This is a genomic window from Pantoea hericii (genome assembly GCF_014155795.1).
Classification (GTDB): Bacteria; Pseudomonadota; Gammaproteobacteria; order Enterobacterales; family Enterobacteriaceae; genus Pantoea; species Pantoea eucalypti.
In genome coordinates, this window is record NZ_SCKV01000004.1 from 444,140 (window position 1) to 469,128 (window position 24,989).

A 24,989-nucleotide genomic window follows, 5' to 3' on the forward strand; every position below is an offset into this window, starting at 1 on the left:
CTAAATCGACTCCGGGTTAATCTGGGAAAAATCCGTCACCTGACGATGGCGGCTCTCATTGTCCGCATCGCCACGCAGTAATTGCAACGTCTGCCAGCCCGCCTCTGCGGCGGCATCCAGCTCCTGATGAATATCGGAGAGGAACAGCAGCTGCTCCGCTGGCTGGCCAATGTCAGCAGCGATAGTGCGATAAGCCGCGACGTCGCGTTTGGCGCCGACGTGGGTGTCAAAATAGCCACTGAACAGGCCAGTAATATCACCTTCGTCGCTGTAGCCAAATAACAATTTCTGCGCCGCAACCGAGCCGGAGGAATATACATAAAGTTCAATGCCCTGCGCCTTCCAGCGGCTGAGCGCAGGCACGACGTCGGGATAGAGATGACCGGTAAAACTGCCGTTCACGTAGCCATCACGCCAGATCATGCCCTGCAGCGCCTTCAGGCCGGTCGATTTGCGATCCTGGTCCATAAAGCCCAGCAGAATATCTGTGACGCCAGCCAGATCGGCCTGCAGCTGACCAGCTTCTTCGCGCACCGACTGCAGTGCGGCCGCCACGTCCGGCTGGTGCGCATTTTCACGCAGGAAATCCGGCAGATGCTTGCGGGCATAGGGAAACAGGATGTTATGTACAAAGCGGATATCGCTGGTAGTGCCTTCGATATCAGTAACAATGGCGCGAATCATGCTTTCTCCAGCAGGCGACGTTGACGTTCACATTCAAATAAAAATTCCAGACCTTCCAGATGACGGCGGGCTTCGCTGACATCCCGGCCCCAGCAGGTTAAGCCGTGGCCGCGCAGCAGAAAGCAGTAATGCAGCGGAAAACGTGCGGCGTAATCTTCAATTTCTGACGCCAGCGCCGCGATATCCTGGCTATTGTCGAACACGGGAATCGCCAGCGTATCCAGATGAGTATGCTGACCACTTAACGATTTTTGCATCTCATAGCCGTGCAGCAATAGCGCCGCACCCTGCTCCACCCGCGACAGCACGGTCGAATTCACCGTGTGGGTGTGCAGCACCGCGCCCGCCTCAGGAAAGAGGCGATAGATCATCGTGTGCAGGCCGGTTTCTGCCGACGGCTTACGGCCAGAGAGCGACTGGCTGGTGGCGATATCGACCTCAATAAAGTCATCCCGCGTCAGCGTGCCTTTATCTTTGCCCGATTCACTCAGCAGGCAGACATGTTCATCGCGGCGCACGGACATATTTCCGCCGGTGGCCGGTGCCCAGCCTTTTTCGCCAATCCAGTGACAGGCGGCGACCAGCTGATCTAACGGAAGACTCTGCGACATAAAGGTTCCTTGCGGTGAAATGAGATCACAGGTGGCTCAGATAATGATAATGAAAATACAACAGCTCAAAAATGTTAAACAGCAAGCAAGCGTACGTGACTTTCGAATCATCTTCTCCGGGTCCTGCCAAATGATCCGTGTGTCAGCAAGGCGGCAAGCGCGCTTATCCCCGGGAGCTGACACTCGTCAGTGACCGGGGTAAGCAAGCGTAGCCAACGCCGCTGCCGCGCGGAGCATGTCGGCAGGACAAGGCGGCAAGTGCGCGCATCCCCGGGAGCTGACACTCGTCAGTGACCGGGGTAAGCAAGCGCAGCCAACGCAGAAGAGATGTGGAGCATGACGCATTTAGCCGTCTAAGCGTCTTGATTGCCAAATACTACCATCCTGTTTATAGTGGCACAAACACCGGGTGACACCGCATCAATTTTCGCGCTTAAGGCCTGACACCATGACGCAGCACAACCTGATCCCCGAGAGTAAACTTCCCTTACTCGGCACCACGATTTTCAGCCAGATGAGTGCGCTGGCGCAGCAGCATAACGCCATCAATCTCTCTCAGGGCTTTCCCGATTTCAGCGGCCCGGACTATCTGCAGCAGCGGCTGGCGTATCACGTCAGCCAGGGCGCGAACCAGTATGCGCCGATGACCGGTGCGCTGCCGTTACGCGAGGCGATAGCGGAGAAAACCGCTCGACTTTATGATTACCGCCCGGATGTTGACGCGGAGATTACGGTGACAGCGGGTGCAACTGAAGCGCTCTATGCGGCGATTACCGCACTGGTGCGGCCGGGCGATGAGGTGATCTGCTTTGATCCCAGCTACGACAGCTATGCGCCTGCGGTGGAGTTGTCTGGCGGCGTGATGAAACGCATTACGCTGCAGCCGCCCGCTTTTCGGGTGGACTGGCAGGCGTTTGCTGCACTGCTGAGTGACAAAACCCGGCTGGTGATTCTGAATACGCCGCACAACCCTACCGCTACCGTCTGGCAGCAATCCGATTTCGCCGCGCTGTGGCAGGCGATTTCGGCGCATCCGGTTTATGTGCTGAGCGACGAAGTTTATGAGCACATCTGCTTCGATGAGGCGGGCCACGCCAGTGTGCTGGCCCATCCTGATTTGCGTCAGCGCGCCATCGCGGTGTCGTCGTTTGGCAAGACGTTCCATATGACCGGCTGGAAAGTGGGCTATTGCATTGCCCCTGCGGCGATCAGCGCTGAACTGCGCAAAGTGCATCAATACCTGACCTTCTCGGTGAATACCCCGGCGCAGCTGGCAATCGCCGATATGCTGCGTGAGCATCCGGAACACTATCTTGAGCTACCAGCGTTCTATCGCGATCGCCGCGATAGGCTGGCCACGGCGCTGAGCAACAGCCGCTTTAAGGTTCTGCCCTGCGAAGGGACCTACTTTTTACTGGTCGATTACAGCGCCATCTCCGATCGGGATGATGTCAGTTTCTGCCAGTGGCTGACCCGTGAAGTCGGCGTCGCCGCGATACCCCTGTCGGTGTTCTGCGCCGATGCTTTCCCCCATAAACTGATCCGCCTCTGTTTTGCCAAACAGCCGGCGACATTAGATGCCGCCGCGGAGCGCTTATGTCAGCTTTGAAAATCACGCTATTGCAGGAGACGCTGAGCTGGATGGATGGCGAGGCCAACCTGCGCCATTTTGACGCGCAACTGGCCGGACTTACCGGACGCGATCTGATTATCCTGCCAGAGATGTTTACGACCGGCTTTGCGATGGAGGCGGCGAAAAGCTCGCTGCCAGAGGCGCAGGTGGTTGAGTGGCTGCACCAGCATGCCCGCAGCACCGATGCCCTGGTCGGCGGCAGCGCGGCAATTCAGACAGAACACGGCGCGGTAAACCGCTTCCTGCTGGTCGAACCGGACGGCACGCTGCATCAGTATAACAAGCGTCACCTGTTCCGTATGGCGGACGAGCATCACCACTATCAGCCCGGCGAACAGCGGCAGGTGTTTGAGTGGCGCGGCTGGCGCATTCTGCCGCAAATCTGTTACGACCTGCGCTTCCCGGTCTTCTCGCGCAACCGCAATGATTACGATCTGGCGCTCTATGTCGCCAACTGGCCTGCGCCACGTGCGCTGCACTGGCAGGCGCTACTGTTAGCGCGGGCGATTGAAAATCAGGCTTACGTGGCAGGCTGTAACCGCGTTGGCAGCGATGGCAATCAGCATCACTACAGTGGCGACAGCCAGATTATTTCACCGCAGGGGGAGATCCTCAGCGCGGCCGAGCCGCATCAGCGCGCCCGGCTGGATGCCGAGCTGTCACTGGACGCGCTTCAGGCTTACCGCGAGCGCTTCCCGGCCTGGCAGGATGCAGACCGGTTTTCGCTGTAAACCACCGCCGGTTAACTGCCGCGATAGGTTGACCAGGACCAGGGCGAAATCAGAAATGGCAGATGAAAATGGCTGCCCGCCTCAGCGATCATAAAATCGATCTGTGCACTGACGTAGAGCGCATCCCGACCGGCGACGGCAAAATAGTCGCCGATTTCCGCCGTTAAACGGTAGTGGCCCGGCGTCAGCGGCTCAGGCGTCAGATCTTTCAGACGCCCGTCGCTGTCCGTTTCACCCTGTGAAATCGGAAACCAGCCTTCCGGGCTGTTCTGCTCCAGTGAAATCGCCACGCCGCTGGCCGGTTTACCCAGCGCCGTGTCGAGAATATGGGTGGTCACAGTGCTCATTGAATCGTCTCCTTAAGGCGTAACAGGGTAATTTCACGCAGTTGATCCAGCGCCTCCTGCTGCTCGGTAACATCGCTATTCTGCAACCGACGCTGCAACTCTGCGAGCATCTGTTCGCCGCTGCGCCCTTTGGCACGAATCAGAAACACCCGGCCAAAACGCGCTTCATAAGCCTTATTCCCCTGCTGCATCGCCTGTTGCAGAGCATAATCGGCCTGCTGCATCGCGGACTGCTCCCCACGCGACAGTACAGACTCTTTGTCCGCGCCGTTCGCGCGTTCGCCAATGCGGGGATGGGCCGACAAGGCCGCTTCCAGCTCGGGCTGCTGCCACTGGCGAGCCAGCGCATCGGCAGTGGCCAGTAGCGCCTCAATGGTGGCAAAAGGCCGGCCCGCCACCATCGACTGCTGCCAGTGCGGGATCGCCACACAGTGCCGGATGGCCGACTGCGCCTCGTCAGCTGACAGCTGATTAAATGTGGCTAACTCCATATTTTAACTCCGTCCGGCAATCAGCGAGACCGCTTCCAGATAAGCCTGCAGCGCAGGAGCCACATCGTCAACCGCCACCGACTCTGCCGGATGATGACTGATGCCGCGATGGTTACGCACAAATAACATGCCGACCGGCCAGCGTTCAGCGATAGCGATAGCGTCATGCCCGGCCCCGCTCGGCAGTGACAGACTGCGACCCTGCACCGTTTCCACTGCATGGCTCAGCGCCTGTTGCAGCGCGGAGTCACAGGCGGTAGCACCGATGCGATAATATTCGTTCGACTCGAAGCGAAGTCCACGACGCAGCGCAATCGCCTCAGCCTGCGTTAGCAGGCTGGAGAGCAGCGTCTCCAGCGGATTATCCAGCGGACCGCGCACGTCCAGCGACAGCGATACCTCGCCGGGTATCACATTCACTGCACCCGGCGCGCAGTTAATCGTGCCCACAGTCGCGACCAGCTGCGGATCCTGCTCACGGGTGGCCTGCTCGATAAACACCATCCACTCGGCGGCGGCGGCCAGCGCATCTTTGCGATGCGTCATCGGCACCGTTCCCGCATGGCCCGCTTCGCCGGTGAAACGACAGTTGAGGCGGCGCGCACCGTTAATCGCCGTGACCACACCCAGCGCCAGATCTTCCTGCTCCAGACAGGGGCCTTGTTCGATGTGCAGCTCAAGATATCCGACGATATCCTCAACCCGCCGCGCCGCAGATGCGATCCTGTCGCTGTCGAGACCAACATCGGCCATCGCCTGCGCGACAGTAATGCCGTTGCCGTCGGGATGTGTCACCCAGCTTTGCGGCCAGCTGCCGGTAATCCCGCGACTGCCCAGCAGCGTAATGCCAAAACGGGTGCCCTCTTCGTCGCCAAAGCCAATCACCTCAATGGCCAGCGGCAGGCGGCGCTGATGTTCATTTAGCCACTGTACGGTTTCAATGGCGCTGAGCACGCCCAGCATCCCGTCGTAGCGGCCGGCGTTGCGCACCGTGTCGAGATGGGAGCCGAGCAGCAGCGCAGGCGCACCCGCTTCTGCCGCCTCATAGCGCCCACAGATATTGCCGACTTCATCCTGCCACACCTGCATCCCCGCTGCCTGCATCCACTCACCGACGCAGGCGTTGGCGCGCAGATGTTCCGCCGACAGGTAGACGCGGGCCAGGCCCTCAGCCGTTTCGCTGATCGCTGCCAGCGCATCACAGCGCGCCATCACGCGCTGTGCAGCGGCCTGAGCTTCGCTGGCACTCATCATCATGCCTGGCTCCCGTAGTGATCCCAGGCGGCCTGCGCACCCGCGCCCTGCGGCGTGCGATAACCAACATGAGTCAGCACTGTTTCCAGCGCCGATAGCGTCTGCATCACGCAATCTTTGCGCGCGTTGTAACCCATGGTGCCGATGCGCCACACCTTGCCATGCAGCGGACCAAATGAGGTGCCAATCTCAATGCCGAAATCCTCCAGCATCAGTTTGCGCACCTGATCGCCGTTGACACCTGACGGGATCATCACCCCCAGCACGTTGTTCATCTTGTTTTTCAGATCGCCAAAGGTCTCCAGCCCCATTCCCTGAATGCCTTTCAGCATCGCTTCACCATGCAGTTTGTGACGAGCGATGCCGTTATCCAGCCCTTCCTGCAGGATCAGACGGGCACACTCGCGGGCGCCAAACAGCGCACTGGTCGCTTCGGTGTGATGGTTAAGCCGCTCCGGCCCCCAGTAATCCATGATCATGCCGAGATCAAAATAGTTGGAGTAGATCATTTCATCATCTCCATCCTGATGCGCCTCGGTGCGGATCCCCTGCTCCACGCATTTGCGTTTGCGGATCACCGCTTCCATCTCTGCGCTCAGGGTGATCGGTGACGTGCCCGATGGGCCGCCCAGGCATTTCTGCATCCCCGCCGATACGGCATCCAGTCCCCAGGCATCCGTTTCCAGCGGGTTGCCCGCCAGCGACGCGGTGGCATCGGTGTAGAACAGCACGCCGTACTGTTTACAGATCGCCCCTAGCTGCTCAAGTGGCTGCAGCATGGTGGTCGAGGTATCGCCCTGCACGGTCAGCAGCAGGCGTGGCCGCACTTTTTTGATCGCATCTTCAATCTGGTCCGGGGTAAAGACTTCGCCCCACGGCACTTCGATGGTGTGAACGTCCGCACGACAGCGGCGGGCAATTTCGCACAGCAGATGACCGAAGCGGCCAAACACCGGGACCAGCACTTTGTCGCCAGGGCGGATAGCGGAGAGCAGTATCGATTCGATGCCGGCACGAGAGGTGCCATCAATCAGCAGCGTCCAGCGGTTCTCTGTGCGGAACACGCCGCGATAGAGCGCCATCACTTCGTTCATGTAGTGGGTCATCGCGGGATCGTACTGACCCAGCAGCTGGCTCGACATGGCGCGCAGCACGCGGGGATCGGCGTTGATCGGTCCCGGTCCCATCAGCAGACGCTGTGGCGGATTGAGTTGCGGGTATTGTGTTATATCCATCATCATTTCCTTTTCTGATGCCCGACAGGCTATTTTATTTGCCATTCTGGCCCCGGGCAGTGCTCACACAGGCTGCTTTAGCAACCTGAACGCCCGTAAGGGCGGCCCTGAAGGGGCGAGCACAGCGAGTCATCCTCACGTACTTCGTGTACGCTCCGGTTGTTCCGCGCTGTCCGTGGTCAGACTGTCTGCAACAATAAACGCCTGTCAAACTAAACATTTAGAGACGAACCGAAGAGATAAACTGCTTCAGCTCCGGCGTCTGCGGCTGGGCGAACAGCGTTTTACTGTCGCCCTGCTCCCAGACGCGCCCCTGATGCATAAAGACCACACGATCGCCCACGTCGCGGGCGAAGCTCATTTCATGGGTGACGAGGATCAGCGTCATTCCCTCTGCCGCCAGCTGCTCCAGAACTTTAAGCACTTCGCCCACCAGTTCAGGATCGAGCGCGGAGGTGATCTCATCACAGAGTAAAACTTTCGGCGTCATCGCCAGCGCACGGGCGATCGCCACGCGCTGCTGCTGACCGCCAGAGAGGCTGGCAGGATAGTAGTCAAGACGTTCACCCAGCCCGACTTTCTCCAGCATCTGCGCCGCCAGCGCCCGGCACTCGGCCTCGCTTTTCTTCAGCACCCGGCGCGGCGCCAGCATCACGTTCTCCAGCGCCGTCATGTGCGGGAACAGATTGAAGCTCTGAAATACCATTCCGACCGAGCGGCTGATTTCACGCGCCTGCGAATCACGGTCAGTAATCGTCATCCCGCCGAGCTTGATGCTGCCCTCCTGATAGCCTTCCAGCCCGTTCATACAGCGCAGCAACGTGCTTTTGCCGGATCCACTGCGACCAATGATCGAGATCACCTCGCCCATGTCGATATCCAGATCCACGCCTTTCAACACATGGTTGTCGCCGTAATATTTTTGCACCTGATTAATGGTGATGAGCGGCATTGAATTTTTTCTCCAGATACTGGCTGTAGCGAGACAGCGGATAACACATCAGGAAGTAGCCCAGCGCCACCAGCCCAAAGACTTTAAACGGCTGATAGGTCACGTTGTTCAGAATGGTGCCCGCCTTAGTCAGCTCAATGAAGCCGATTATTGAGGCCAGCGCGGTGCCCTTGATCACCTGCACGGCAAAGCCCACGGTCGGCGCGATACCGATGCGGATCGCCTGGGGTGCCACCACCCGCCATAGCGTCTGACCAAAGGTCAGGCCGAGGCAGCGCGACGCTTCCCACTGCCCTTTCGGCAGGGCGCGAATGCTGCCGTACCAGATGTCCACCAGAAAGGCGCTGGTGTAGAAGGTCAATGCCAGCGAAGCTGCGGTCCAGGGCGCGACATCAATGCCGAATAGCCCGACGCCGAAAAATGCCAGGAACAGCTGCATCAGCAGCGGCGTGCCCTGAAACAGCGCGGTGTAACCGCGTATCACGCGCGTCAGCCACTTGCGTTGCAGCAGACGCAGAAACAGCAGTGGCAGCGTTACCAGCGTTCCGCCGGCAAAGGCCACCAGCGACAGTAACAGGGTCCAGCGCGCCGCCAGCAGCAGGTTGCGCAGGATGTCCCAGTCAGTAAAGGTCGTCATCATGATGGCTGCACTCCAAACCATTTACGGCCAATTGCCAGCAGCAGATGGCGCATCGCAATCGACAACGCCAGGTAGATCAGCGTGGTCACCAGATAGACCTCAAAACTTAAGAAGGTGCGCGACTGAATCAGGTTAGCGGCGAAGGTCAGCTCCTCATAAGAAACCTGGGACACCACCGACGACCCCAGCATCACGATGATGCACTGACTGACCAGCGCCGGGTAAATGCGCTGCAGCGCAGGTGGCAACACCACCCGCAAAAATGTCTGGCTGCGGGTTAATCCCAGCACCCGGCCTGCTTCCCACTGCCCTTTGGGCGTTACCTGAATTCCGGCACGGATGATCTCGGTACTGTAAGCGCCAAGGTTGATCAGCATCGCCAGCAGCGCCGCCTCGCCAGCGGTGAGTTTCAGCCCCAGCGCAGGCAGACCGAAAACAATAAAGAACAGTTGCACCACAAACGGCGTATTGCGGATCAGCTCGACATAGATGCCCCACAGGCGGCTCATCCAGCTGGGTTTGCCACTGCGCAGCGCCGCGCCCGCAATGCCCAGCGCCACACCACCGGTCGTCGCCAGCACCGTCAGCTGGAGGGTGACCCACAGACCGGAGAGCAGCTCCGGCCAGTAGGGCCACAGGGCGGGAAAGTTAAGTTGCCCGGTCATGAATCCGTCCTCAGGCGCCGAGGTTGGCGGGCAGCGGCGCTTTGAGCCACTCTTCTGACAGTTTATTCAGAGTGCCATCTTTGATGCCCTGCTCAATCAGCGCATTGACTTTCGCTTTCAGCGCAGGCTCATCTTTCTTCAGGCCGATAAAGCAGGGTGAATCTTTCAGCATAAACTGCGCGACAGGCGCTTTAGCCGGATTCTGGCGTGCAATCGCGGCGACCACCAGGTTACCGGTGGCGACATATTGCACCTGACCGGAGAGATAGGCAGACAACGTGGTGTTGTTATCTTCATAGCGTTTTATCTGCGCATCTTTCGGCGCAACGTCGCTGAGCACCATGTCTTCTACCGCACCGCGCGTGACGCCAATCGACTTGCCGCTCAGCGCCGACGCCGCTTTGATCTCATCACCTTTCGGACCAAATACGCCCAGGAAGAACGGCGCATAGGCACGGGTAAAGTCGATCACTTTCTCACGCTCGGCATTTTTACCCATGCTGGAGATAACCAGATCGACCTTGTCAGTTTGCAGATAAGGCACGCGGTTGGCACTGCTGACCGGCACCAGCTGCAACTTAAGTTTCATCTGCTTTGCCAGATATTTCGCCGTGTCGATGTCATACCCCTGCGGCTGAAGGTCAGTGCCGACCGAGCCAAAGGGTGGGAAATCCTGCGGCACAGCGACGCGGATGACACCGCGCTTCTGGATGTCCTGCAGTTGATCGGCCAGCGCACTTCCCGCCTGAGCCATCAGTAATGCTGCAGCTGCTACCGCCATTAAAACTTTTTTCATTATGCACCCCGGTGAGATTAACGTGAAACAAAAGATTCTTTGGGATGCATTCTGCAACTAATGTGCCAATGCGGGTGGCAATTAAAAAAGGGTTAGAGGGCAGAGAGTTCCGTTGAAACTGGACGTAATCGGGACGATTACGCCGGGAAAGATGTGTTCTGAAATGGGGCAAAGCACCAAAACGGTGCCTGTTAACGGTGCTCCAGTTCGTCAAACTGCTGATACAGGTCAGCGATCTGATGAATCCGCTGACGTCCCTGAGCCAGCATTTCATGCAGCAGGGCATTAGCAATCAGGTTAACCAGACTCATGGCGGCACTGTAACTGTCGAAGGCGGAGACGCTGTCCAGCGGCGTACAGAGTTGCCACCGCGCCAGGGTAATCACCGTCTGCGCCTGCGGCTCACACAGCGCCAGCAGCGGGATACCGGCTGCCTGCAACTGCTGCATCAGCGGGCGAATGATGCGTGGACGACGACGAAAGGCCATCACGATGACCATGTCGTCCGGTGTGATATCCACCAGCTCCTCAGCCAGCGTCTGGCCCGGCTGCGGCAGAATATGCACCTGAGAACGCGCCTGTACCAGTTGCTGGCGCAGGTGCAGCGCCACCGGGTAGGCATTGCGCATACCGATGATAAAGACGCGTTTTGCCTGCGACAGCTGCTGAATAACCTCGTTAAAGTGCTGTGCATCCAGGCTGTTAACCCACTGCGTCAGATTCGCCATTTCCTGCTTATAGTGGCGTGCCAGCAAGGTATTGCCCTGCACGGCATCACGATTATCTGTCAGCGGCATGCCGCTCTGACGCAGGATGCGTAACTCATCACGCATATCTTTGTATTTCTCGTAGCCCAGACGCTTAAACAGCCTGCTGACTGTGGCTTTCGACACACCACTGAGCCGCGCCAGCTCGGCGCTGTTGTAGCTGATCAGGTCATCGAAATGGTCAAACACGAAGTCAGCAATGCGCTGTTCCTGTGGCGAGAGCTGGGGATAGTGACTTCTGAGTCGTTCATCAAGCTGTTGCATAAGGCGTCCTGTAACTTTTGTTTCAGCACTTTTGTTTAGCAAAACCTAGCACAATTTACGCCAGGTTAACCGGCGCATTGTCATCGCAGGGTGAAAACTGGAACAGCTCTTGCTTTGTTATGGGTTCTGTCACCCGAAGAATGAGAAAACGATGATTCAAAGCAATATGGCCCCGCAGGGGATGGCGGTGACGCCGCACCATCTGGCGAGTGAAAGCGCACTCGCGGTACTGCGTGATGGCGGTAATGCCATTGAAGCGATGGTGGCCGCCGCCGCAACTATCGCGGTGGTCTATCCACACATGAATGGACTGGGCGGCGACGGTTTCTGGCTGATTCTGCCGCCCGGTGGTGATCCTGTCGCTATCGACGCCAGCGGCGCAGCAGGTTCACTGGCTCACCGCGATTTTTACGCCGATCACCCGAAAATTCCACATCGCGGACCGAAAGCGGCGCTGACCGTAGCCGGTACAGTCAGTGGCTGGCAGGAGGCACTGATGCTCTCTAAGGAGATGGGCACCCCGCCGCTGCCGCTGGCTCGTCTGCTGCGTGATGCCATTCGCTACGCCGCCGACGGCATTCCTGTGACCGCTTCACAGAGCGCCGCCACCGCAACGTTCCGCAGTGAGTTGCAGCATCAGCCCGGCTTCAGCGCCACGTTTATGCCTGACGGCGAGGTGCCGCAGCCCGGCAGCCGTTTTACCCAGCCCGCACTGGCGAACACCCTGAGTCAGCTCACCGAAGAGGGACTCGACAGTTTTTATCGCGGCCCGCTGGCTCATCATCTGGCCGACGAGATGGCGACACTGGGCATGCCGGTGACGCTGAACGATCTGCAGCAGCATCGCGCCCGCCGCACAACGCCACTGCACCTCGCACACAGTGAAGGCGACATCTGGAATATCGCCCCGCCGACGCAGGGCATGGTGTCGCTGGCAATCCTCGGCATCACCGACCGGCTGGCGATGGCGGAGGCTGATGACGCGCAGACGGTGCACCGCATCGTTGAAGCCACCAAGAAAGCCTTTGCGCTGCGGGACAAACACATCACCGATCCGCGTCACGTTACCGAAGATCTGCAGGCGCTGCTGAATAGCGATCACCTTGCCACACTCGCCAGCCAGATCACCGATGGTGAGGCGGCAGCCTGGGGGAGCGGACGCGGCCCGGGCGATACCGTCTGGATGGGCGTGATGGACAGCAGCGGTCTGGCGGTCTCCTTTATTCAAAGCATCTATCACGAGTTTGGCAGTGGTGTGGTGCTGCCCGGCACCGGTATTACCTGGCAGAACCGTGGCGCGGCGTTTAGCCTGGATCCTGACCACTTACTCGCCCTTGCGCCCGGCAAGCAGCCGTTTCATACCCTGAATCCCGCCGCTGCGCGCCTGAAAGATGGCCGGACAATGGTGTATGGCGCCATGGGCGGAGATGGTCAGCCGCAGACCCAGGCGGCGATTTTTACCCGCCATGTCATTCAGGGCCTGCCGTTACAGCAGGCGGTCAGTGCGCCGCGCTGGCTGCTGGGCCGGACCTGGGGTCAATCGTCCGACTCACTGAAACTGGAAGGCCGTTTTGACGACGAAACGGTATTGATGCTGCGTCTGTGGGGACATGAGGTGGAAATGCTGCCGGACTTCAGCGAATCCGTGGGCCATGCGGGCGCCATCGTGCGTCACAGCAACGGCATGTTTGAGGGCGCAAGCGATCCGCGCAGTAACGGCAGCGCTGCCGGTTTTTAACAGGAGCGAATCATGAATCAACACGACTGGGCCAGCTACATCGGCCATATGGAGCAGATACTGCAACTGGAACTGGATGACGCCCGCCGCGCTGAACTGCTGATCCAGCTGTCGCGTATCGCGGAGATGGCGGCACCGCTGATGGCGTTTCCGCTGGACGATCGGCTGGAAGTGGCAGGAGTATACCAGGCATGAGATTAGGTGATGTTTCGATTCAGAGCCTGCAACGGGCGATCCAGCAGGGTGAGATCAGCGCGGTGGAGGTAGCGAAGAGCACGCTGCAGGCCGTTGAGCAGCATAATCCGGCGCTGAATGCCTGGACGGAAGTGACCGGGCCGCGCATGTTAAAAGAGGCCAGCGCGATTGATGCGCAGCGGCAGCGCGGCGAAACCCTGCCACCGCTGGCGGGCATCCCGTATGCGGTGAAAAACCTGTTTGATGTGGCGGGTCACAGCACACTGGCCGGTGCCAGCCTGTTCCGCGATCGCCCCGTGGCCCAGGCAGATGCGTTTGCCGTGGAGAAACTGCGTCACGCGGGCGCACTGCTGTCGGGCATGCTGAACATGGATGCCTATGCCTATGGTTTTACCACCGAAAACAGCCACTATGGTGCGACGCACAATCCGCGCGATCTGAGCCGCGTGGCGGGCGGCTCTTCAGGCGGTTCAGCCGCCGCCGTGGCCGCCGGGCTGGTCCACTTTTCACTGGGCACCGACACCAACGGCTCGATTCGGGTGCCCGCGTCGCTGTGCGGTATTTTTGGTCTTAAGCCAACTTTTGGTCGTCTGTCACGCAGCGGAAGCCATCCATTTGTCGCCAGCCTTGATCACATCGGCCCACTGGCGCGCCGGGTTGAGGACCTGGCACTGGTGTATGACCTGTTGCAGGGCGCAGACCACGCTGACGCGTTTCAGGCTGACCGTCCACTGGCCGAGACGCTGCCAGGGCTGTCACAGGGCAGCGAAGGATTGCGCTGTGGCGTACTGGGTGGTTTTTTTGCCCGCTGGTGCGATGAGGATGCCCGCGCGGCCGTCGCGGCAGTTGCAGCCGCGCTTGAGGCTCAGGAAGAGGTGCTGATGCCGGAGGCGGAGCTGGCCCGCTCGGCGGCGTTTATCATGACCGCCGCCGAGGGCGGCAATCACTATTTGCCTGCCCTGCGCCAGATGCCGGAGCAGTTTGAACCGAACTCACGTGAGCGTCTGCTGGCCGGTGCCATGATGCCTGGTGCCTGGTATGTGCAGGCACAGCGTTTCCGTCGCCATTTTCAGCAGCAGGTGTTACCGCTGTTTGATCGGTTCGATGTGCTGATCGCCCCAGCGACGCCCTGCAGCGCGATTACTATCGGTCAGCAAACCCTGACGATTCAGGGTGAGTCGCTGCCCGCCAAGGCGAGCATGGGAATGCTGACGCAGCCGATCTCCTTCCTGGGATTGCCGGTCTGTACCGTGCCGCTGGCGACCCGAAGTGGCCTGCCGATTGGATTACAGCTTATCGCCCGTCCGTTTAATGAAGAGGCAGTACTACGCGCCGCCTGGGCACTGGAACAACAGGGCATTACGATGCCGCAAATGAATATGGCAGGAGCGTGATGAACAGAGAGATTAATTTACCGCAGGTGCTCACCGAGGTAACGGCGCAGTTTTATCGCTACGAGCAGGCGCTGGTCAGCAATGACGTGGAAGAACTGGATGCGCTCTTCTGGCATGACCCGCGAACCGTGCGTCTTGGGGCGGGTGAGAATCTGTATGGCATTGATGAAATTCGGGCCTTCCGTGCCGCGCGTCCTTCAGCCGGTCTGAACCGGACGCTACGGAACACCGTGATTACGACTTTTGGCGAGGATTATGCGGTCTGCAGCACCGAATTTACCCGCCCTGGTAGCGATAAGATTGGTCGTCAGCAGCAGACCTGGGTACGAATGCCCCACGGCTGGTGCATCGTGGCGGCGCAGGTCAGTCTGATGAGCTGACGGCATCCGGCGCTGCTCCCGTTCAGAACGGGGCAAGCGCCGGAACTGGCTTAAGGTGCCGGGTGAGTTGCGATCCAGTGGTCAGCAATCTGCTGGCGGGTACAGATCCAGACGTCGTCGTGCTGCTGGATGTGATCGAGGAAGTTCTGCAACGCGCGGAATTTGCCAGGGCGACCCAGCAGGCGGCAATGCATGCCGACCGACATCATCTTCGGCGCCGTCTCTCCCTCTTCATACAGCACATCGAAGGTGTCGCGCAGATAGGTGAAGAACTGTTCGGCGGTGTTAAACCCCTGCGGCGAGGCAAAGCGCATATCGTTGCACTCAAGGGTGTAAGGAATAACCAGGTGCGGTTTTACCGTGCCATCCTGGCAGGTAACCTGCGTCCAGAACGGCAGATCATCGCCGTAGTAGTCACTGTCGTAGCTGAACCCACCCTGCTCCACCACCAGCCGACGGGTGTTCGGGCTGTCGCGCCCGGTGTACCAGCCTGTTGGCGCTTTCCCAAACAGATCCACCAGCACATCCACTGCCTGCTGCATATGCTGACGTTCAGTTTTTGCATCCATGCCCTGATAGTGGATCCAGCGCCAGCCGTGGCTGACCACATCGTAGTCCGCCTGTTTAATCGCCTCGACAATTTCCGGATGACGCGCCAGCGCCATCGCCACACCAAACACGGTTAGCGGCAGACCACGTTTCTGAAATTCATTGTGGATGCGCCAGAAGCCGGCGCGGGAGCCGTACTCATACAGCGACTCCATCGACATGTGACGATCGGTATAGCTGGCTGCACCGATGATGTCGGAGAGGAACTGCTCTGAGCCCGCATCGCCATGCAGCACACTGTTTTCTGCACCCTCTTCGTAATTTAGTACAAACTGCACTGCCACACGGGCGTTATTGGGCCAGGCGGCGTGCGGCGGATTGGCGCCATAACCGATTAAATCGCGCGGATAGTTTTTGTTAAAGCTGTACTCTTTCTTCTCTGCAGCGTCAGTCATTACTCCACCTGTTTTGATTCGGGAAAGTTCCGTTAGTTTAGATGTTGAAACGCACCTGAGAGAGGTTTCTGCAAAGGCCAGGCCAGATCGCCATGTTTGCTGGTGCCAAAACCAAGCGCCACCAGCGACTCGACCATTTTCACCGCTGCGCTGACGCCATCAATCACCGGCAGGCCCAGCTCCTGGGTCAGCGAAGCCGCCAGCGTCGCCATTCCGCCACAACCCAGCACAATCGCCCCGCTGCCATCTTCCCGTTTCGCCTGAATACAGCGCTGCCGCACTTTTTCCTGCGCCAGACCGCTGCGATCCTCCAGCGCCAGTACCGGCAGATCGATGGCATGCAGCGCGGCACAGTGATGGGTAAAGCCATACTGCTGCAACAGATGACGCGCAATCACCAGCGTGCGCGGCAGCGTGGTGACAATGGAGAAGCGTGTCGCCAGCAGCGTGGCGGTATGCATCGCCGCCTCCGCAATGCCGATTACCGGCCCGCTGGCCAGCTCGCGTGCGGCCAGTAAACCCGGATCGCCGAAGCAGGCAATGACATGTCCGCTGACACCCTGCTCCCTGCCCAGCTTGATCTGCTCCAGCACGCCGATGGCGGCGATCGCCTCATCGAAGTGCCCTTCAATGGAGGGCACACCCTGCGACGGCGAAACCGCCAGAATTTCGGTGCCCGGCGCGGCGACCGCACGCGCGGCCTGAGCGATAGTTTCGGTCATCGCCAGACTGGTGTTGGGATTAATGACCTGAATCAGACTCATGAAGCGACTCCAGAGACTGAGGCAAACAGTCGGGAGAAATCGGGCAGGGTTTCTCCGCTGCGCTCAAAGTGCAGGCTGGAAACGATGTGCTCAAAGTGATGCTGAAGCGCGAGAGTCAGCGGTTCCAGCGCACGAGCGCGCAGTAACGCCAGAAGATTTGCGTGATCGTCACAGCGACAGCCGCGCTGCCAGGGCGCGCCCCAGGCGGCAATTACCAGTGAGGAGCGCTGAGTCAGGCTGGTCACCATGCCGGTGAGCACCTGATTACCGGAGATCGCCTGTAGCTGAATATGAAACGCGGCGGAAAGCCGGATGGCTGCCGGACCATCATGATCGGCGTGCGCCTGGTTTTCCTGTGCAATGAGATGCTCCAGTGCCGCCAGATGCGGAGGCTGCAGATGCGCCAGTACCGCAGGCAGATTGGCGCACTCCATTAAACTGCGGGTTGAGAAGATGTCACGTGCCTCTTCAACGCCGGGTGTCGCCACCTGCGCACCACGTTTGGGCGTCAGGGTGACCATCTGCACCGCCGCGAGGCGCTGCAGCACTTTGCGGATGCCGGTGCGACTCACCCCAAAGACCCCGGAAAGTGCCTCTTCCGGCAATTTACTGCCTGGCGGCAGCTGGTGCTCAACAATAGCGTTCATCAACGCCTGGTAAATCCCTTCATCTTTGTCCTGCAGATGAGTGGCGTCTCGCTGGCCTGTTTTACTCGTCATTACCTGCTCCGGTCGCTCGCTGTGTGCCACTATCGTATACGTGAAAAATAAATATTGTATACAAGAAAACAGATCTGGCCTGAATCCTGCAATACCGTCTTACCAGATTATTCATTCCACTTTCAGGTACAGGAGCAGGTTTCATGCCAAAACAATCAACGGTGGCCAGCGCGGCCTCTGAAGCCAGTGCCCGTTACAGCCCACGGCTTTGTAACGAAGACCTGGCACCGACTCGCAATCAGAACTGGTCGTGGTACAACATCTTCTCTTTCTGGATGTCCGATGTGCACAGCATGGGCGGCTATGTGGTAGCCGCCAGTTTCTTCACGCTGGGATTAGCCAGCTGGCAGGTGCTGCTCTGCCTGCTGGCCGGGATTTGCATCGTGCAAATCTGTGCCAACCTGGTGGCGAAACCGAGCCAGATGGCGGGTGTCCCTTATGCGGTGATCTGCCGTCAGGCGTTTGGCGTGTTTGGCGCCAATATTCCGGCGGTGATTCGCGGGCTGATCGCGTTCGCCTGGTATGGCATTCAGACCTATCTGGCGGCGAATGCCCTGATGCTGGTGCTGCTGAAGTTTGCGCCGTCGCTGACATCAATGACCGTGCCACACTGGCTGGGCCTGTCGCTGCTGGGCTGGTGCTGTTTCGGCATTATGTGGTTACTGCAGGCGATGGTGTTCTGGCACGGCATGAACGCCATTAAGCGGTTTATTGATGTCGCTGGACCGGCGGTCTATGTGGTGATGGTGGCACTGGCGGGCTGGATTGTATACAAGACCGGCTTCGATGGCATCTCCTTTACCCTCGCCAGCAAATCGCTGACCGCAGGCGAACAGACCTGGCAGATGATTACGGCCACGGCGCTGGTGGTCTCTTACTTCTCCGGGCCGCTGTTAAACTTCGGTGATTTTTCACGCTACGGCAAGAATATGTCCGAGATTCGTCGCGGCAACCGCTGGGGCCTGCCGTTTAACTTCCTGCTGTTCTCTGTGGTGACGGTGGTGATTGTCTCGGGCACCCAGTCGCTGTTTGGCAAAATGATTACCGATCCTATCGAAACCGTGAGCATGGTCGGCAACGATCTGGCGGTCGCGATTGGTCTGCTGACCATGATTACCGCCACCATCGGCATCAACATCGTGGCGAACTTCGTTTCACCCGCGTTTGACTTCTCGAACTGTTCCCCACAGAAAATCAGCTTCCGCACCGGTGGGATGATCGCCGCCGTTGGTTCAGTGCTGTTAACGCCGTGGAACCTGTTCCAGTCGCCTGAGCTGATTCACTACACCCTGGATGTGCTGGGATCCTTTATCGGGCCGCTGTTCGGGATTCTGTTAACCGATTTCTATCTGATTAAGCGTGGCCGTATCTCAGTCGACGATCTGTTTAATGACACGCCATCTGGTCGTTACTGGTATCGCGGTGGCTTTAACCCCAAAGCAATTGGCGCGCTGCTGCCGTCGGTAGCGATTTGCCTGGTGATTAGTTTTATCCCTTCCCTGCATCAGGTGGCGAACTTCAGCTGGTTCATTGGTGCTGGTCTGGCGGCGGGCTGCTATCGCTTTATCGCCCGTGAAGATCGTGAAGCTGAAGATGTGACCCGCGCGCATGGCGAGGTAGTGGCGCAGAAGAATCAAGCCGTCGCTGAATAGCAGACAGCAAAAAGCCGATTCATTTCTGAATCGGCTTTTTAAAAGAGATTGGCGGAACGGACGGGGCTCGAACCCGCGACCCCCTGCGTGACAGGCAGGTATTCTAACCAACTGAACTACCGCTCCGCGCTTTGTTCCCCGTCGAGAACGAGGCGCATAGTAATGGCAGGTTGTTACGGCGTCAACGCTTTTTCCAGGTGAATAAATCGTTTGCTGTTTTTTTCAGCTTGGCGTTGATTTTATCCACAAAAACAGGCCATTCAGCCACGCCACAGACAGCTGCCACCCTTTTTCATCACCAGATCCAGACGGGACTCATGGGCAACCACTTCCTCTTCGCTGGCCGTGACCACGCGCAGTGCAGAGGCGGGACGGACGATGCGCTGAATGCTCTCTCCCTGAGCCTCACGGGCACTTTCACTTTCCGATAAGAACGAGAGCGACGTCTGACCACCGGTCATGGTCAGGAAGACTTCCGCCAGAATCTCGGCATCGAGCAGTGCGCCGTGCAGAGTACGCTTGGTGTTGTCTATTTCATAACGCGAGCAGAGCGCATCAAGGCTGTTACGCTTGCCGGGAAACATACGACGCGCCAGCGCCAGGCTATCGGTAATTTTGCAGAAGGTTTCGGTTTTCTCAATGCCACGGTTCAGCTTTGAGAACTCGTAGTCCATAAAGCCGATATCAAACGGTGCGTTGTGAATGACTAATTCAGCACCGCGAATGTAGTCGAGAAACTCATCAGCGATTTCGCTGAACGCGGGCTTGTCGGCAAGAAATTCATCTGCAATCCCGTGGACACCAAAGGCTTCAGGATCGACCAGCCGATCGGGCTTGAGATACATATGAAAATTGTTGCCGGTCAGGCGACGGTTAATCACCTCCACCGCACCAATCTCAATGATGCGGTGCCCCTCATAATGTACCCCGATCATGTTCATGCCGGTGGTTTCAGTATCGAGAACGATCTGGCGGTTATTTGCAGTGCTCATAAGACCCGTTTTATGTCAGACTTAGCGTTTTTGAGAGGAAGTCTACCAGAGATGCGCAAACAGGTAGAAATATTCACCGATGGATCCTGCCTCGGAAATCCCGGTCCCGGCGGTTATGGTGCGATTTTACGCTACGGTCAGCATGAAAAGACGTTCAGCGCGGGCTATCACCTTACCACCAATAACCGGATGGAGTTGATGGCGGCGATTGTTTCGCTTGAAGCGCTGACTCAACCCTGCGATGTGGTGCTCAGCACCGACAGTCAGTATGTGCGCCAGGGAATCACCAGCTGGATTCATAACTGGAAAAAGCGTGGCTGGAAAACCGCCGATAAAAAGCCAGTAAAGAATGTCGATCTCTGGCAGCGTCTCGACTTAGCACTCAGCACCCACAAAATTCAGTGGGAGTGGGTTAAAGGGCATGCCGGACATCCGGAAAATGAACGCTGCGACGTGCTGGCCCGCACTGCAGCTGAAAACCCTGCCTTTGAAGATATCGGTTATAAAGCCGAGTCCTGATCCTCTGCCTTGCGGAACTGACGCGTCGCGTTGACCGTCTGGCGGATCTTGCTGGTACTCAGGCTCTTCTTTGCCCGTGTCGGCAGCAGCGGGAAGGTGCGTTTACGTGCCACAACAATATTCAGGCAGCCCAGGGCCGGTAAGTGGGCGCTGATCAGTTTCCCGCCCTGTCGATGCCATGGCAGCACCTGAAACCGGGTGCGATAAACCACTTCATAATTCAGCAGCCCCAGCCAGTCGAGCAACCGCATCTGGCTGAACATCCGTCCGCTCCACGGCGCCTTGCGAGTTAATCCCGGCACCATTTTGCTCACGCCAAGCAGGCTGAAGGGATTAAAACCGCTGATGATCATCCAGCCATCATCGATTAACACCCTGTCCACTTCGCGCAATACCCGATGAGGATCCTGGCTCCAGGCGAGCGTATGGGCCATCAGACAGGCATCCACCGACTTCGACTCAAACGGCAACTGCATCGGGTCGGCCAGCACCTGCAACTGCTCACCTTTACTGCCCACATTGACCTGATGTGAAATAGCACAATTTTCTGTGTTGATTTCTGCGCTGAGATTGCCAAGCTTAAGCATATGAAAGCCATATAGCTTTCCGAGGTAAGGCTGAAGCTGCTGCGTTAACGCGTCGCGGAAATACTCTCCCCACGGCATATCGCGCCATGACAGCGGAGCGTTCAGAATCTGGCGTGATTTAGCGGGCTTCATGCTTTACGCTCTTCCTTTTACTACGACCTGCGAGAGGTGATGATGAATCTTACCAGTATTCCTGCGTTGCAGGACAACTACATCTGGGCACTGACGGATGATCAAGGTAAATGCCTGATTGTCGATCCCGGCGAAGCCCAACCGGTGTTAGAAAAAATGGCGTCCAACGGCTGGGAGCCGGTCGCCATCCTGCTGACTCACCACCATAACGATCATACCGGTGGAGTGAAAACCCTGTGTGAGCATTTCCCGCAACTGGAGGTGTACGGCCCTCAGGAAACCGAGGCCAAAGGAGCCAGAACGATCGTCAGCGAAGGGGATAAAGTCACGGTTCTGGGGCTGACTTTCGACGTGATCCACACTCCTGGTCACACTTTAGGACATATCTCATATTACAGTGCGCCTTATCTTTTCTGCGGCGACACCCTCTTTTCGGGTGGCTGTGGACGCCTTTTTGAGGGCACAGCAGAGCAAATGTATGATTCGTTTCAAAAGCTTAATCAGCTACCAGGAGAAACCTTAGTCTGTTGCGCGCATGAATATACTTTATCCAATTTGAAGTTTGCTGCGGCTATTCTGCCTCATGACCCGCAAATAATGGCCGAATATCAGAAAATTAAGGACTTACGCGCTGAAAATGGCATTAGTCTGCCTGTAAAACTGGCGCACGAACGGTCAATTAATTTATTTCTCCGTTCGCAAGACGTTGATTTACAACGCGCTTTAAACGTTAATGTTTCTGATGAACCGCTATGGCATACATTTGCTGTTCTACGCGAGAAGAAAGACGCTTTTTGATTTTTCGGGTTGTGTTGTGAAAAGTCGTCACGTATAGTTGCTCGTCTTTTAAGCGAACTATTGACACACATATGAAGGCTAAAGCGATATTACTCGCCTCAGTCTTGCTGGTGGGATGTCAGGCGTCCAGGAACGATGCCAATATTCCCGAACAGCATGCACAGAGTCTGTCTTCAGCTGGTCAAGGTGAAAATGGAAAGTACGGAGACGAGTTTTTGTCGCCGCGATGGCAGGAAGATGGAACTGGCCTCGCAGCAGACGCAGATCTCTGGAGTTTCATTAGTGACGAGTTGAAGATGGGGATTCCGGAAAACCCGGCAATCCGCGAACAAAAAAGAAAATTTTTAAAAAATAAGAGCTATCTCCACGATGTAACATTACGGGCAGAGCCGTACATGTACTGGATAGTCGAGCAGATACAGAAACGTAAAATGCCGATGGAACTGGTACTGCTACCCATAGTGGAGAGCGCTTTTGACCCCCGGGCAACGTCATCCGCCAATGCCGCTGGCATCTGGCAGATTGTTGCAGCTACGGGTCGAAACTATGGTTTGAAACAAAACCAGTATTACGATGGGCGACGTGATGTGGTCGCATCCACGAAAGTTGCGCTGGATATGATGCAGCGTCTTAACACTATGTTTGACGGTGACTGGTTATTAACCATCGCCGCCTATAACAGTGGTGAAGGACGTGTGCTTAAAGCGATTAAGCAGAACAAGGCGCTCGGTAAGCCGACTGACTTCTGGCATTTATCGCTGCCACGCGAAACAACCGTGTATGTGCCTAAAATGTTAGCTCTGAGTGAACTGCTCAAAAATAACAAGCGTTACGGTATCAAACTGCCGACACCTAATGAAAGTCGTGCTCTGGCGCGAGTGGAAGTGGGTCAGCAGATACAGCTGACGCAGGCTGCCGAAATGGCAGGTATGTCGCTCACGAAACTGAAGAGCTTCAATACCGGCTACAAAGGCGGTGCAACAGCGCCAAACGGCCCGCACTATATTATGGTGCCGAAGTCGAACGTCGCTAAACTGCGTAACTCACTGGCTTCCGGTGACATCGCAGCAGTACAGCCGACGCAGCTTGCAAAAGCCAGCGCGAGTGGCGGGTATAAAGTGCGACGTGGGGATACGCTTTCTGGTATCGCCGCTAAACTTGGCGTCAGCGTCTCGACACTGAAGCAGGAAAACAACCTGCGCGGTGCTGATATCCGACCGGGTCAGACTCTGACTATCGGTTCGAATGTCACCCGACTGGCTGATAACGGCAACAGCATCACCTACCGTGTTCGTAAGGGTGATTCTCTTGACAGTATTGCCCGTCATCACGGCGTCAATATTAAAGACGTGATGCGCTGGAACAGTGTGCTGGACAATGCGAAAGATATTCAACCCGGCGATAACTTAACGCTGTTTGTGAATAATAACGCAACCCCTGATACCTGATACGTTGAAAAGGCTGACAATTGTCAGCCTTTTTCTTTTATGCATCTGCCGCCGTTTACGCATTCCCCTCCCCTTCCCTTGCCTTCTGCTGGCAGCCTTAATGTCTCTTACTAACGTCCTGAACTGAACTCCACCAGTAGCGGATTATGGTCGGACGCGCGCGTGACCAGTACGGATGCTTCGCTCACTCTGAGATCGCGATAGAAGACGAAATCCAGCGGGCGGCCAAACGCTTTACGACGATGGTCGGCAGTAAACATGACTTCTTCCAGTTTCATCCGCTGTGCAAACCGGTAGAGCGCATTGATGCGCTGACGGCTCCATGCATTAAAATCACCGGCCATAATTACCGGTCCCTGGTGGTGCATAATCTGCTCACCAATAGGTCCCAGCTGTTTACTGTAAACGTCCACACCGAGGCTGAAGTTAACCGCATGGATGTTGACGACCATCAGCATATCACCGGCCGGCAGAGGGTAAGCCGTGACCAGTGCCGATTTTGACAGCCTCAGCAGAGGTTCTCGCTCACGTAACGGACAACAATAGACCGGGTGCGCAGAGGCAAGTGTCATCACTCCAGAGGGGTGCTGAGGCAGCACAAACGCGGGCACCTGATCGGCAGCCAGATAGTTACTGGTCGCAAACTCCACCAGTTCAGGTGTGGTCTGCGCCTCCTGCAGTAATACAAGATGTGCATCCTTACCAAATCCTTCCAGTACTGACATCCAATCCGCGCGTTGCTGCTTAAAGATGTTCCATACCAGGACCTTGAGGTTTGGATGCGCTGGCAACGGGGCGCCGGGAGGCAGTGCCTGACCGAGATGGAGCATCGCGCCAGGTGGAAAGATCTGTTCCACTGGTTGTCCTGCTACATATCGCATTGCATAAGTTTTTTTGCGCACTTTCCCGCCTGGCTGATGATTCAAAAATACAGTTAACACCTGTCTGTTATAGGGATTCTAGACCGGGGTTTCAATGGATGCAGGTGAATGTCGGAATTCATCACGCATTTCCAGCATAAAGCAGCCCTTTTACGCTCGCTAAGCAAATCGAGGCAGATCGGGAGGCGATGTTGTCTTTATCATCATTGAGCCCTGTCAGTGGGCAGACAATTAATCAGCTCTGTCTTTGGGTAAGGATATTAGCCGTCTTTCGGACTTTATGATCGATTGTGAAGTGGCGGAGGGAGCACCGTTGCAGTCACTACGTCTGCCGGTCGGGATGCGCCTTAATGCGGTTGACTGCTACGACACTGGGGTGAGCCAGCCTGTGTGCGGGCTTTTATCGTTTTCTTACTGAGTGGACAGCTGAGCAGCGACAGCGTATGTGAACGCTTAAGAGGCTGGCATTGTCGGCGTTTAACCGAACACATTCGTAATGGTGGAATCGACAACGGGATATTGCTTTATGTTCAGATTATCAGCTGTCGTTAACATGATCCTGCAGATCGATGGGAATCAGTGCGCGAACTTCCCGGGCTGATTTAGCTGCAATGGAAAAAGCCCTGACCGTTAAGTCAGGGCTTTCCAATTAAGTGGCGGAACGGACGGGGCTCGAACCCGCGACCCCCTGCGTGACAGGCAGGTATTCTAACCAA

27 protein-coding genes and 1 tRNA gene are annotated in these 24,989 nt (G+C 57.2%); 10 read left to right on the top strand and 18 right to left on the bottom strand.

The annotated features are described in order from the left end of the window. Positions 1-684, bottom strand: coding sequence for an acireductone synthase (gene mtnC, locus H7K52_RS11715; RefSeq protein ID WP_003852578.1), 684 nt, complete (start codon positions 682-684; stop codon positions 1-3). After that, positions 681-1,295, bottom strand: a complete 615-nt coding sequence (locus H7K52_RS11720) for a methylthioribulose 1-phosphate dehydratase (RefSeq protein WP_182630066.1) — start codon at positions 1,293-1,295, stop codon at positions 681-683. Before H7K52_RS11720 ends, mtnC begins: the two co-directional genes overlap by 4 nt. Positions 1,296-1,743: 448 nt before the next feature. Between H7K52_RS11720 and H7K52_RS11725 the strand changes: the two genes are divergently transcribed. Both H7K52_RS11725 and H7K52_RS11730 read left to right on the top strand, forming a co-directional pair. Beyond that, positions 1,744-2,904, top strand: coding sequence for a pyridoxal phosphate-dependent aminotransferase (locus tag H7K52_RS11725; protein ID WP_140033666.1), 1,161 nt, complete (start codon positions 1,744-1,746; stop codon positions 2,902-2,904). Then, positions 2,892-3,659 (top strand): amidohydrolase, encoded by a 768-nt coding sequence (locus H7K52_RS11730; protein ID WP_182630067.1) that lies wholly within the window; start codon positions 2,892-2,894, stop codon positions 3,657-3,659. Before H7K52_RS11725 ends, H7K52_RS11730 begins: the two co-directional genes overlap by 13 nt. Positions 3,660-3,670: 11 nt before the next feature. On the opposite strand, the gene uraH is transcribed toward H7K52_RS11730, so the two are convergent. The 9 genes from uraH to hpxU form a co-directional block, all read right to left on the bottom strand. Then, on the bottom strand, positions 3,671-4,006 hold the full coding sequence (gene uraH, locus H7K52_RS11735) for a hydroxyisourate hydrolase (RefSeq protein WP_003852574.1): 336 nt from the start codon (positions 4,004-4,006) through the stop codon (positions 3,671-3,673). Further along, positions 4,003-4,497 (bottom strand): 2-oxo-4-hydroxy-4-carboxy-5-ureidoimidazoline decarboxylase, encoded by a 495-nt coding sequence (gene uraD, locus H7K52_RS11740; protein ID WP_003852573.1) that lies wholly within the window; start codon positions 4,495-4,497, stop codon positions 4,003-4,005. Before uraD ends, uraH begins: the two co-directional genes overlap by 4 nt. 3 nt (positions 4,498-4,500) lie before the next feature. After that, entirely contained in the window at positions 4,501-5,754 is a 1,254-nt protein-coding gene (gene hpxK, locus H7K52_RS11745) for an allantoate amidohydrolase (RefSeq protein WP_182630068.1), read from the bottom strand. Further along, positions 5,751-6,986 (bottom strand): pyridoxal-phosphate-dependent aminotransferase family protein, encoded by a 1,236-nt coding sequence (locus H7K52_RS11750; protein ID WP_003852571.1) that lies wholly within the window; start codon positions 6,984-6,986, stop codon positions 5,751-5,753. The genes hpxK and H7K52_RS11750 overlap by 4 nt, the downstream gene beginning before the upstream one ends. Before the next feature lie 220 nt (positions 6,987-7,206). Then, positions 7,207-7,938: an amino acid ABC transporter ATP-binding protein gene (locus tag H7K52_RS11755; protein ID WP_008924827.1), complete on the bottom strand. Its 732-nt coding sequence runs from the start codon at positions 7,936-7,938 to the stop codon at positions 7,207-7,209. Continuing rightward, positions 7,919-8,575, bottom strand: coding sequence for an amino acid ABC transporter permease (locus tag H7K52_RS11760; RefSeq protein ID WP_033742952.1), 657 nt, complete (start codon positions 8,573-8,575; stop codon positions 7,919-7,921). The genes H7K52_RS11755 and H7K52_RS11760 overlap by 20 nt, the downstream gene beginning before the upstream one ends. Beyond that, on the bottom strand, positions 8,575-9,243 hold the full coding sequence (locus H7K52_RS11765; protein ID WP_008924825.1) for an amino acid ABC transporter permease: 669 nt from the start codon (positions 9,241-9,243) through the stop codon (positions 8,575-8,577). The genes H7K52_RS11760 and H7K52_RS11765 overlap by 1 nt, the downstream gene beginning before the upstream one ends. Before the next feature lie 10 nt (positions 9,244-9,253). Then, complete coding sequence (locus H7K52_RS11770; RefSeq protein WP_003852569.1) at positions 9,254-10,039, bottom strand: transporter substrate-binding domain-containing protein; 786 nt, start codon at positions 10,037-10,039, stop codon at positions 9,254-9,256. A 191-nt stretch (positions 10,040-10,230) separates the two neighbouring features. Further along, complete coding sequence (hpxU, locus tag H7K52_RS11775) at positions 10,231-11,070, bottom strand: MurR/RpiR family transcriptional regulator HpxU (protein WP_078804136.1); 840 nt, start codon at positions 11,068-11,070, stop codon at positions 10,231-10,233. Positions 11,071-11,221: 151 nt separating this feature from the next. Here hpxU and H7K52_RS11780 point away from each other — a divergent pair, with 151 nt between their 5' ends. The 4 genes from H7K52_RS11780 to hpxZ are packed head-to-tail and all read left to right on the top strand — an operon-like array spanning position 11,222 to position 14,777. After that, positions 11,222-12,808 carry a gamma-glutamyltransferase family protein gene (locus H7K52_RS11780; RefSeq protein WP_140916034.1) on the top strand — a complete coding sequence of 529 codons (1,587 nt, stop codon included), beginning with the start codon at positions 11,222-11,224 and terminating at the stop codon, positions 12,806-12,808. Between the two features lie 12 nt (positions 12,809-12,820). Next, complete coding sequence (gene hpxX / locus H7K52_RS11785; RefSeq protein ID WP_003852562.1) at positions 12,821-13,003, top strand: oxalurate catabolism protein HpxX; 183 nt, start codon at positions 12,821-12,823, stop codon at positions 13,001-13,003. Next, positions 13,000-14,397 carry an AtzE family amidohydrolase gene (locus tag H7K52_RS11790; RefSeq protein ID WP_078804135.1) on the top strand — a complete coding sequence of 466 codons (1,398 nt, stop codon included), beginning with the start codon at positions 13,000-13,002 and terminating at the stop codon, positions 14,395-14,397. The genes hpxX and H7K52_RS11790 overlap by 4 nt, the downstream gene beginning before the upstream one ends. After that, a complete protein-coding gene (hpxZ, locus tag H7K52_RS11795; protein WP_003852558.1) occupies positions 14,397-14,777 on the top strand; it encodes an oxalurate catabolism protein HpxZ in 381 nt (126 codons plus the stop codon). Before H7K52_RS11790 ends, hpxZ begins: the two co-directional genes overlap by 1 nt. A gap of 50 nt (positions 14,778-14,827) precedes the next feature. Here the strand turns inward: hpxZ and puuE are convergent, their stop codons facing one another. Genes puuE through H7K52_RS11810 form a run of 3 tightly spaced genes read right to left on the bottom strand, consistent with a single transcriptional unit; the run spans position 14,828 to position 17,264 of the window. Continuing rightward, the gene (puuE, locus tag H7K52_RS11800) at positions 14,828-15,781 is read right to left on the bottom strand and encodes an allantoinase PuuE (RefSeq protein ID WP_039658999.1); all 954 of its coding nucleotides are present in this window, start codon (positions 15,779-15,781) and stop codon (positions 14,828-14,830) included. 32 nt (positions 15,782-15,813) lie between these two features. Then, positions 15,814-16,545 (bottom strand): allantoin racemase, encoded by a 732-nt coding sequence (gene hpxA / locus H7K52_RS11805; RefSeq protein ID WP_182630069.1) that lies wholly within the window; start codon positions 16,543-16,545, stop codon positions 15,814-15,816. Next, positions 16,542-17,264 (bottom strand): GntR family transcriptional regulator, encoded by a 723-nt coding sequence (locus tag H7K52_RS11810; RefSeq protein ID WP_182630070.1) that lies wholly within the window; start codon positions 17,262-17,264, stop codon positions 16,542-16,544. Before H7K52_RS11810 ends, hpxA begins: the two co-directional genes overlap by 4 nt. Before the next feature lie 143 nt (positions 17,265-17,407). Between H7K52_RS11810 and H7K52_RS11815 the strand changes: the two genes are divergently transcribed. Then, on the top strand, positions 17,408-18,916 hold the full coding sequence (locus H7K52_RS11815) for an NCS1 family nucleobase:cation symporter-1 (protein ID WP_003852551.1): 1,509 nt from the start codon (positions 17,408-17,410) through the stop codon (positions 18,914-18,916). A 49-nt stretch (positions 18,917-18,965) separates the two neighbouring features. Here H7K52_RS11815 and H7K52_RS11820 read toward each other — a convergent pair. Together H7K52_RS11820 and dnaQ are read right to left on the bottom strand one after the other, a co-directional pair. Continuing rightward, a tRNA-Asp gene (locus H7K52_RS11820) sits at positions 18,966-19,042 on the bottom strand. Between the two features lie 134 nt (positions 19,043-19,176). Then, positions 19,177-19,908, bottom strand: a complete 732-nt coding sequence (gene dnaQ / locus H7K52_RS11825; RefSeq protein ID WP_003852550.1) for a DNA polymerase III subunit epsilon — start codon at positions 19,906-19,908, stop codon at positions 19,177-19,179. 51 nt (positions 19,909-19,959) lie between these two features. Here dnaQ and rnhA point away from each other — a divergent pair, with 51 nt between their 5' ends. Then, positions 19,960-20,427 (top strand): ribonuclease HI, encoded by a 468-nt coding sequence (gene rnhA / locus H7K52_RS11830; protein WP_003852549.1) that lies wholly within the window; start codon positions 19,960-19,962, stop codon positions 20,425-20,427. Here the strand turns inward: rnhA and H7K52_RS11835 are convergent. Beyond that, positions 20,409-21,146: a class I SAM-dependent methyltransferase gene (locus H7K52_RS11835; RefSeq protein WP_003852547.1), complete on the bottom strand. Its 738-nt coding sequence runs from the start codon at positions 21,144-21,146 to the stop codon at positions 20,409-20,411. The genes rnhA and H7K52_RS11835 overlap by 19 nt on opposite strands. A gap of 42 nt (positions 21,147-21,188) precedes the next feature. Between H7K52_RS11835 and gloB the strand changes: the two genes are divergently transcribed. Together gloB and mltD are read left to right on the top strand one after the other, a co-directional pair. Beyond that, positions 21,189-21,944, top strand: coding sequence for a hydroxyacylglutathione hydrolase (gene gloB / locus H7K52_RS11840; protein WP_003852545.1), 756 nt, complete (start codon positions 21,189-21,191; stop codon positions 21,942-21,944). A 71-nt stretch (positions 21,945-22,015) separates the two neighbouring features. Continuing rightward, on the top strand, positions 22,016-23,392 hold the full coding sequence (gene mltD / locus H7K52_RS11845; protein WP_182630071.1) for a murein transglycosylase D: 1,377 nt from the start codon (positions 22,016-22,018) through the stop codon (positions 23,390-23,392). Between the two features lie 110 nt (positions 23,393-23,502). Here the strand turns inward: mltD and H7K52_RS11850 are convergent, their stop codons facing one another. After that, a complete protein-coding gene (locus tag H7K52_RS11850) occupies positions 23,503-24,294 on the bottom strand; it encodes an endonuclease/exonuclease/phosphatase family protein (RefSeq protein WP_033762764.1) in 792 nt (263 codons plus the stop codon). Between the last annotated feature and the right edge of the window lie 695 nt (positions 24,295-24,989).

What these genes read in the sequence shown, in the direction of transcription:
- dnaQ (WP_003852550.1), bottom strand. Translation starts at nt 19,908, where the DNA reads ATGAGCACTGCAAATAACCGCCAGATCGTTCTCGATACTGAAACCACC.
- H7K52_RS11835 (WP_003852547.1), bottom strand. Translation starts at nt 21,146, where the DNA reads ATGAAGCCCGCTAAATCACGCCAGATTCTGAACGCTCCGCTGTCATGG.
- H7K52_RS11755 (WP_008924827.1), bottom strand. Translation starts at nt 7,938, where the DNA reads ATGCCGCTCATCACCATTAATCAGGTGCAAAAATATTACGGCGACAAC.
- uraH (WP_003852574.1), bottom strand. Translation starts at nt 4,006, where the DNA reads ATGAGCACTGTGACCACCCATATTCTCGACACGGCGCTGGGTAAACCG.
- uraD (WP_003852573.1), bottom strand. Translation starts at nt 4,497, where the DNA reads ATGGAGTTAGCCACATTTAATCAGCTGTCAGCTGACGAGGCGCAGTCG.
- rnhA (WP_003852549.1), top strand. Translation starts at nt 19,960, where the DNA reads ATGCGCAAACAGGTAGAAATATTCACCGATGGATCCTGCCTCGGAAAT.
- H7K52_RS11770 (WP_003852569.1), bottom strand. Translation starts at nt 10,039, where the DNA reads ATGAAAAAAGTTTTAATGGCGGTAGCAGCTGCAGCATTACTGATGGCT.
- H7K52_RS11810 (WP_182630070.1), bottom strand. Translation starts at nt 17,264, where the DNA reads ATGACGAGTAAAACAGGCCAGCGAGACGCCACTCATCTGCAGGACAAA.
- H7K52_RS11730 (WP_182630067.1), top strand. Translation starts at nt 2,892, where the DNA reads ATGTCAGCTTTGAAAATCACGCTATTGCAGGAGACGCTGAGCTGGATG.
- H7K52_RS11750 (WP_003852571.1), bottom strand. Translation starts at nt 6,986, where the DNA reads ATGGATATAACACAATACCCGCAACTCAATCCGCCACAGCGTCTGCTG.
- gloB (WP_003852545.1), top strand. Translation starts at nt 21,189, where the DNA reads ATGAATCTTACCAGTATTCCTGCGTTGCAGGACAACTACATCTGGGCA.
- H7K52_RS11725 (WP_140033666.1), top strand. Translation starts at nt 1,744, where the DNA reads ATGACGCAGCACAACCTGATCCCCGAGAGTAAACTTCCCTTACTCGGC.
- H7K52_RS11765 (WP_008924825.1), bottom strand. Translation starts at nt 9,243, where the DNA reads ATGACCGGGCAACTTAACTTTCCCGCCCTGTGGCCCTACTGGCCGGAG.
- hpxX (WP_003852562.1), top strand. Translation starts at nt 12,821, where the DNA reads ATGAATCAACACGACTGGGCCAGCTACATCGGCCATATGGAGCAGATA.
- H7K52_RS11790 (WP_078804135.1), top strand. Translation starts at nt 13,000, where the DNA reads ATGAGATTAGGTGATGTTTCGATTCAGAGCCTGCAACGGGCGATCCAG.
- hpxU (WP_078804136.1), bottom strand. Translation starts at nt 11,070, where the DNA reads ATGCAACAGCTTGATGAACGACTCAGAAGTCACTATCCCCAGCTCTCG.
- hpxZ (WP_003852558.1), top strand. Translation starts at nt 14,397, where the DNA reads ATGAACAGAGAGATTAATTTACCGCAGGTGCTCACCGAGGTAACGGCG.
- hpxK (WP_182630068.1), bottom strand. Translation starts at nt 5,754, where the DNA reads ATGATGATGAGTGCCAGCGAAGCTCAGGCCGCTGCACAGCGCGTGATG.
- H7K52_RS11815 (WP_003852551.1), top strand. Translation starts at nt 17,408, where the DNA reads ATGCCAAAACAATCAACGGTGGCCAGCGCGGCCTCTGAAGCCAGTGCC.
- mltD (WP_182630071.1), top strand. Translation starts at nt 22,016, where the DNA reads ATGAAGGCTAAAGCGATATTACTCGCCTCAGTCTTGCTGGTGGGATGT.
- mtnC (WP_003852578.1), bottom strand. Translation starts at nt 684, where the DNA reads ATGATTCGCGCCATTGTTACTGATATCGAAGGCACTACCAGCGATATC.
- hpxA (WP_182630069.1), bottom strand. Translation starts at nt 16,545, where the DNA reads ATGAGTCTGATTCAGGTCATTAATCCCAACACCAGTCTGGCGATGACC.
- H7K52_RS11760 (WP_033742952.1), bottom strand. Translation starts at nt 8,575, where the DNA reads ATGACGACCTTTACTGACTGGGACATCCTGCGCAACCTGCTGCTGGCG.
- puuE (WP_039658999.1), bottom strand. Translation starts at nt 15,781, where the DNA reads ATGACTGACGCTGCAGAGAAGAAAGAGTACAGCTTTAACAAAAACTAT.
- H7K52_RS11780 (WP_140916034.1), top strand. Translation starts at nt 11,222, where the DNA reads ATGATTCAAAGCAATATGGCCCCGCAGGGGATGGCGGTGACGCCGCAC.
- H7K52_RS11720 (WP_182630066.1), bottom strand. Translation starts at nt 1,295, where the DNA reads ATGTCGCAGAGTCTTCCGTTAGATCAGCTGGTCGCCGCCTGTCACTGG.